This is a genomic window from Corallococcus carmarthensis, from assembly GCF_003611695.1.
Lineage (GTDB): Bacteria > Myxococcota > Myxococcia > Myxococcales > Myxococcaceae > Corallococcus > Corallococcus carmarthensis.
The window spans coordinates 1-5,517 of record NZ_RAWE01000363.1; the positions used below are offsets into that span (position 1 = coordinate 1).

A 5,517-nucleotide genomic window follows, 5' to 3' on the forward strand; every position below is an offset into this window, starting at 1 on the left:
CCCCCACCTCGGAGCCCGGATGAGCCCCCTTCGCCACGTCTGTCGCTGGGGCACCGCGCTGTTGGCCGCGCTGGTGCCCACGCTGGGACACGCTGATTCGACGTACAAGGTCACCGCGACGCGCACGCAGGACGCCATCACCATCGACGGCAAGGGGGACGAGCCCGCGTGGCAGACGGCCCCCGAAATCGCCGGCTGGTACCTCACGCGCGTCAACTACGGCAAGCCCGCGTCGGACGACACGCAGGTCCGCATCCTCTACGACCAGGACAACCTGTACTTCCTCTTCCACTGCCTCGACTCCAAGCCGGAGCGCATCACCGGCTACACGGTGCAGAACGAGGGGTTCCTCCACCAGGAGGACAACATCACCATCATCCTGGACACGTTCCTGGACCACCGGAACGCGTACTACTTCTGGACCAACCCGCTGGGCGTGCGCACCGACGGGCGCATCGTGGATGACGGCGAGGCGTTCTCCTCCAACTGGCGCGGAGAGTGGGAGACGAAGTCCACCCTCGTGAAGGACGGGTGGATTTCGGAGGTGCGCATCCCGTTCGCCAACTTCCAGTTCGAGACGAAGGACGAAATCTCCTTCGGCATGCTCCTGGACCGCGAACAGTCGCGCAACCAGGAGTGGAGCAACTGGACGCCGGACGGCGTCAACAGCGCGAAGGTGAGCCGCTACCCGCACCTGGAGGGGCTCAAGGGCATCAAGCCGCGCTCCATCTTCAGCATCACCCCGTACGTGGCCAGCACGGTGGCGCTCAAGTCCACGGACGGCCGCGGCGCCTTCCGTCCCAACATTGGCGCGGACGCGAGCATCGACCCGGCGCCATGGCTGGCGCTGAAGCTCACCGCCAACCCGGACTTCAGCGACGCGGAGGCGGATCAGGGCTTCCTCCTGCTGGACACGGACAAACCGCTGCTCCCGGAGCGCCGCTCGTTCTTCTCGGAGACCGAGCACCTCTTCATCGCGCCCATCAACATCTTCTCCTCGCGCCGCATCGCGCTGCGTCCGCATGACCGGGTGTGGGGCGGCTTGCAGCTGACCGGCAAGCTGGGCGGCCTCAGCTTCTCCATGATGGACGTGCAGCACCGCGACCTCACCGGACGGGACGCGCAGGGGAGCGAGGTCTATGAGAACGTCAACTCCGGCGTGCTGCGGTTGCAGCAGGACATCGGCAAGCGGTCGATGATCGCCCTGGTGGCGCTCAACCGCAGCGGGCGGGGCGGGCTGTTCGGGGACTCGGACTTCCAGACGGTGGGCGTGGACGGCAACTTCCACCTCTTCGAGGAGTTCTTCGTCCAGGCGCAGGCGCTGCGCAGCTGGAGCCCGCTGGGCAACGAGGACGCGGACGCGTACCACGTGGGCCTGCACCGCTTCGACACGCTGTCGGAGTTCTGGTTGCAGTTCGAGGACATCGGGAAGAACTACGCGAACCCGCTGGGCTGGACGCCGGTGGTGGACAAGCAGGGCTACAACTCGCACCTGTACCTGAACCCCTTTCCCAAGTGGCGCTTCCTGCCCCGGCTGGACGTGACGTGGGACTCGCTGTGGCGCCGCAACCACGAGGGCGAGCGCACGCGCTGGCGCAACCGCCTCAACGTGCAGCCCTACCTGCACCACGACTTCGCGCTCTACCTGGATGGCATCTACGACGACAACCTGGGCTTCCGGGACCGGCTGGGCACGTTCGGCTTCACCCTGTTCCCGCACGACTGGCAGAGCTACACGCTCACGGCCGTCGCCGGCCGCTTCCTGGGCGGGGAGATCCGCGGCTTCAACGGCGCGGTGAACATGAAGGTGGGGCCGCACATCGTCGCGCGCTTCAGCGGCTTCTACACGCGCAACTTCAACGTACCCACGAACAGCGACCTCTACGGCACGTCAGGGGACGGCTACAGCTTCTCTGGCTACGCGCAGCTGCGCTACCACTTCAGCCCGGACCTCTACGCGCGCCTGACGCTGCAGAAGGGCGGCGTGTACGAGCTGGCGGACTACAACTCCGTGAAGGGCACGTTCCTGGACGCGATGGTGGGGTGGCACTACCGCCAGTGGAGCGACATCTTCCTCGTCTACACGGATCAGCCCTTCGCCGGCTCCCAGGAGCGGCGGATCCTCTCGAAGATCTCCTTCAACTACTGACCTGATTTCCTTCCCGAAGCCTCGGACGAGGGCCCTTCGCATGACCGCCGCCGACCCGCAGAGCCTCAAGCGCCGCTACGACGAGGTGTCCCCGAAGTACGACCAGGGCGCGCCGGACGCCGCGGCCATCAAGCTGTTCTGGCTGACGTACGAGCACCTCACCTGGAAGCCGGTGGAGGCGCTCCTGCCGAAGGACGGCACGGCCTGGCGCGTGTTGGACGCGGGCGGCGGAGGCGGCAAGTTCGGCACGCGCTTCGCTGAAGCCGGGCACCACGTCACCGTGCTGGACATCTCTCCGGGCATGCTGGACGGCGCGAGGGCCCAGTTCACCGCGAAGGGCCTGCTGGACCGCGCGGCCTTCGTGGAGGGGAACGTCGCGGCGCTGGAGTTGCCGGACGCGGCCTTCGACCTGGTCTTCTGCGAAGGCGACCCGGTGTCGTACTGCCTGGACGCGTACCCGCGCGCGGTGAAGGAGCTGGTGCGCGTGGCGAAGCCGGGCGCGCCGGTGGTGCTGGGCGTGGACAACCGCTACGAGGCGTTCTCCGGCTCCCTGAAGCTGGGCAGGCCGCTGGAGGCCTTCCGCGCGCTCCACGACGGCCGCACGACGTGCCCGTACGGCCTGCCGGTGCACGCCTTCACGGTGCGCGAGCTGGAGCGCGCGGTGGCGGACGCGGGCGCGGAGTTGCTGGAGATCTTCGGCAAGCCGGTGATGTTCTTCGACATGCTCAAGGCGATGGCGGCCGCGCATGGCGGCACCGCGGAGAAGCCGTGGGACGCATGGGCCGCGCGCGAGGAGGTACTGGCGTTGCAGGAGAAGCTGGCGCACGAGGGCTTCGCCGTCCTGGGGCAGCACTTCCAGGTGATGGCGCGGCGCAAGGCATAAAGCCATGGGCCTTCCCTTCCTGGGCGTGGGGCTCAGCTACCGCTGGGACCTCAATCCGCACCTGGCGCGTGGCAACCCCGGCGTGGACTGGCTGGAGGTGACGCCCGAGCACTTCCTGCCGCTCACGCCGGACTCGGAGCGGCGGCTGGAGTTGCTCGCGAAGCGCTATCCCCTGGTGGGCCACAGCCTGGAGCTGTCGGTGGGCTCGGACGGCGTGGACGCGCCCGGCTACCGCGAGGGTGTGAAGCGCATCCGTCACGTCACGAAGAGCGTGTGGCACGGGGACCACCTGTGCTTCACGCGCGTGGGGGACCTGCCCCTGCGCGCCCTGACGCCGGTGCCGCTGACGGAGGAGGCGGTGGCCACGTGCGTGCGCAACGTGAAGGCGGCGCAATCGGACCTGGAGGTGCCCTTCGTGGTGGAGAACATCGCGTATCTCTTCCACACGCCGCTCAACACGTTGGAGGAAGCGGAGTTCCTGCGCCGCGTGGTGGAGGACGCGGACTGCGGACTGCTGCTGGACCTGCACAACCTGTACTGCAACGCGGTCAACCACGGGTTCGACCCGTATGCCTTCCTGGACCGGCTGCCCCTGGAGCGCGTGGTGCAGGTACACCTGGCGGGCGGCATCACGATGGAGGGGTTGAGGTTGGACAGCCACTCCGCGCCGTCGCCGGAGGAGGTGTGGCGCCTGTTGGAGTACGTCGCGCCACGCAGCCCGGTGCGCGGGGTGAACTTCGAGATGGACAGCGGCTTTCCTCCCTTCGCGCGGCTGGTGGAGGAGCTGGCCCGCGCGCGCGCCATCCTCCAGCGCTGCGGCGCGAGCGCGGCGTGAGAAGGGAGTTCCCACGATGAGCTACCCCCGAACGCTGGAAGTCCTGGCGCGGCTGCACGTGGATCCCCGCTTCCGTGAAGCGTGGCGCCGCGATGCCCCCGGCGCCCTGGCCCCGCTGGGCCTGACGCCGCCGGAAGCGGAGGCACTCCGCAGGGTGGCTCCGGAAGTGGTGGAGCGCGCCGGACGGATGATGGACTTCCACCGCACCGAGCGCGTGCGCGAACAGCTTGTCTGGGTGGACGAAGCGAAGCGGCCGGAGCTGGGCCCGCTGCGAGCGCGCTTCCTCCAGGACGTGCTGCCGGAAGTGCTCAACCGCGAGGAGGCCATCGCGTACTGCCACTTCCTGGAGGCGGGCGAGCACGCTCCGCACGCGAAGCTCCTCCAGCGGCTGCCCGCATACGTGCCGCAGCTGGCGCGGTGTGAACGGCTGCGCCTGTCGCTCGCGTGGGGGCTTGCTCCCATGCCGGCGTCGGGTCCGCTCGTGGAGTCCTTCGACTATCCGGTGCTCACGCTGCTCGCCGCGCTGGACGCGCCGGGCTGGCCCCCGGTGGAGCCGAAGCCCACGCGCGTGGAGTACCTCAAGGTGCCCAACCTGCCCGCCGTGATGCCGCGCGAGCTGCCGTCACCTTGAGGTGCCCCGTGCGCCTTCAGTGCTTGCGGTGGTGCGTCTTCTCGTAGGTGCCCATGAGCTGGGTCTCCCCCACGATGTGGCCCTCCATCGCCTTGAGCAGCTGCGTGCGCGTGGGCTGGTTCAGGTCCGGCAGCACCGTGTCCAGGGCGTACAGCCGGAAGTAGTACCGGTGGCTGCCAATGGGGGGCATGGGGCCGCCGTAGTCCTGCCGGTTGAAGTCGTTGCGCCCAAGCCGCACCCCCGCCGGCAGCACGTCCAGGGTGGCCCCGTCCGGGAGGCTCTGGGCGTTCACGGGGAGGTTGTAGAGGACCCAGTGGCAGAAGGTGCGCTGGGGGTTCGCCGGGTCCGGCGCGTCCGGGTCCTCCACGATGAGCGCCAGGCTCTTGGCCCCGGCGGGGAGGTTCTCCCAGTGCAGGGGGGGCGCCTTGTCGTCACCCTCGCCGGTGTAGGCGATGGGGATGGGCATCCCGTCCTTGAACTTCGGCGAGGTGAGCTCGAGCGGCTTCGGCATGCGTGACTCCTTGGGCATGAGCGGCCAACGTGACCCCTGCCAAGCTGGCGATGCCGTAGGCCTGATGCTGAGAGACGGAGGGCGCGCCGCCCGGCCGCCTGTCACCTCCCTGGGGGCCTTGCGCCACTGATCCACCGGGCGCCCCCCGGGCCGCCTGCCACCGGGGCTCCTTTGAGAGCGGAACGAGAGCGAAACACCGCCCGCGGGTCCGGCGCCGTGATAGCTGCGCTTGCGGGTGCCGCAATCGCTGCTGGCACCCCGGGCCCCCGCGTCCCCGTACCGGTTGCACGCGCCGCGCATTCGGTGTTAAGCGGCGCCCGCGCGTGTATGGGCGGGGTCGGGGTTGGCGAAGGAAACCCAAGACTTTCCCGGGGTTTGGTGAGGCGTCCGCATGGCAGACCAGGAGCCTCGGAAGCAGGCGGACGCGCCGGGCAGTGAGCTGGGCGAGACGGCCCGGCAGATGCGGGCGGCGGAGCCGTACATCTCCGCGGTCTGGAAGCTGGTGGGC

Annotated in this window: 5 protein-coding genes and 1 pseudogene; 5 read left to right on the top strand and 1 reads right to left on the bottom strand. The window is 69.1% G+C overall.

Going from position 1 to position 5,517, the window contains the following annotated elements; all coding sequences use genetic code 11:
- Positions 1 to 19: 19 nt before the first annotated feature.
- Genes D7X32_RS42945 through D7X32_RS42960 form a run of 4 tightly spaced genes read left to right on the top strand, consistent with a single transcriptional unit; the run spans position 20 to position 4,498 of the window.
- The gene (locus tag D7X32_RS42945) at positions 20 to 2,149 is read left to right on the top strand and encodes a carbohydrate binding family 9 domain-containing protein (protein WP_120608270.1); all 2,130 of its coding nucleotides are present in this window, start codon (positions 20 to 22) and stop codon (positions 2,147 to 2,149) included.
- A gap of 40 nt (positions 2,150 to 2,189) precedes the next feature.
- On the top strand, positions 2,190 to 3,032 hold the full coding sequence (locus D7X32_RS42950) for a methyltransferase domain-containing protein (RefSeq protein ID WP_120608271.1): 843 nt from the start codon (positions 2,190 to 2,192) through the stop codon (positions 3,030 to 3,032).
- 4 nt (positions 3,033 to 3,036) lie between these two features.
- On the top strand, positions 3,037 to 3,867 hold the full coding sequence (locus D7X32_RS42955; RefSeq protein WP_120608272.1) for an MbnB/TglH/ChrH family RiPP precursor modification enzyme: 831 nt from the start codon (positions 3,037 to 3,039) through the stop codon (positions 3,865 to 3,867).
- Positions 3,868 to 3,883: 16 nt separating this feature from the next.
- On the top strand, positions 3,884 to 4,498 hold the full coding sequence (locus D7X32_RS42960) for a hypothetical protein (protein ID WP_120608273.1): 615 nt from the start codon (positions 3,884 to 3,886) through the stop codon (positions 4,496 to 4,498).
- A gap of 16 nt (positions 4,499 to 4,514) precedes the next feature.
- Here D7X32_RS42960 and D7X32_RS42965 read toward each other — a convergent pair whose 3' ends face one another.
- Positions 4,515 to 5,009, bottom strand: coding sequence for a YbhB/YbcL family Raf kinase inhibitor-like protein (locus D7X32_RS42965; RefSeq protein WP_120608274.1), 495 nt, complete (start codon positions 5,007 to 5,009; stop codon positions 4,515 to 4,517).
- A 391-nt stretch (positions 5,010 to 5,400) separates the two neighbouring features.
- On the opposite strand from D7X32_RS42965, the pseudogene D7X32_RS47345 reads away from it, so the two are divergent.
- Positions 5,401 to 5,517: pseudogene (locus tag D7X32_RS47345) on the top strand (AtpZ/AtpI family protein); the annotation flags it as partial.

Excerpts from the sequence above, each read along its gene's own strand:
- D7X32_RS42955 (WP_120608272.1), top strand. The coding sequence starts at position 3,037 with ATGGGCCTTCCCTTCCTGGGCGTGGGGCTCAGCTACCGCTGGGACCTC.
- D7X32_RS42960 (WP_120608273.1), top strand. The coding sequence starts at position 3,884 with ATGAGCTACCCCCGAACGCTGGAAGTCCTGGCGCGGCTGCACGTGGAT.
- D7X32_RS42945 (WP_120608270.1), top strand. The coding sequence starts at position 20 with ATGAGCCCCCTTCGCCACGTCTGTCGCTGGGGCACCGCGCTGTTGGCC.
- D7X32_RS42965 (WP_120608274.1), bottom strand. The coding sequence starts at position 5,009 with ATGCCGAAGCCGCTCGAGCTCACCTCGCCGAAGTTCAAGGACGGGATG.
- D7X32_RS42950 (WP_120608271.1), top strand. The coding sequence starts at position 2,190 with ATGACCGCCGCCGACCCGCAGAGCCTCAAGCGCCGCTACGACGAGGTG.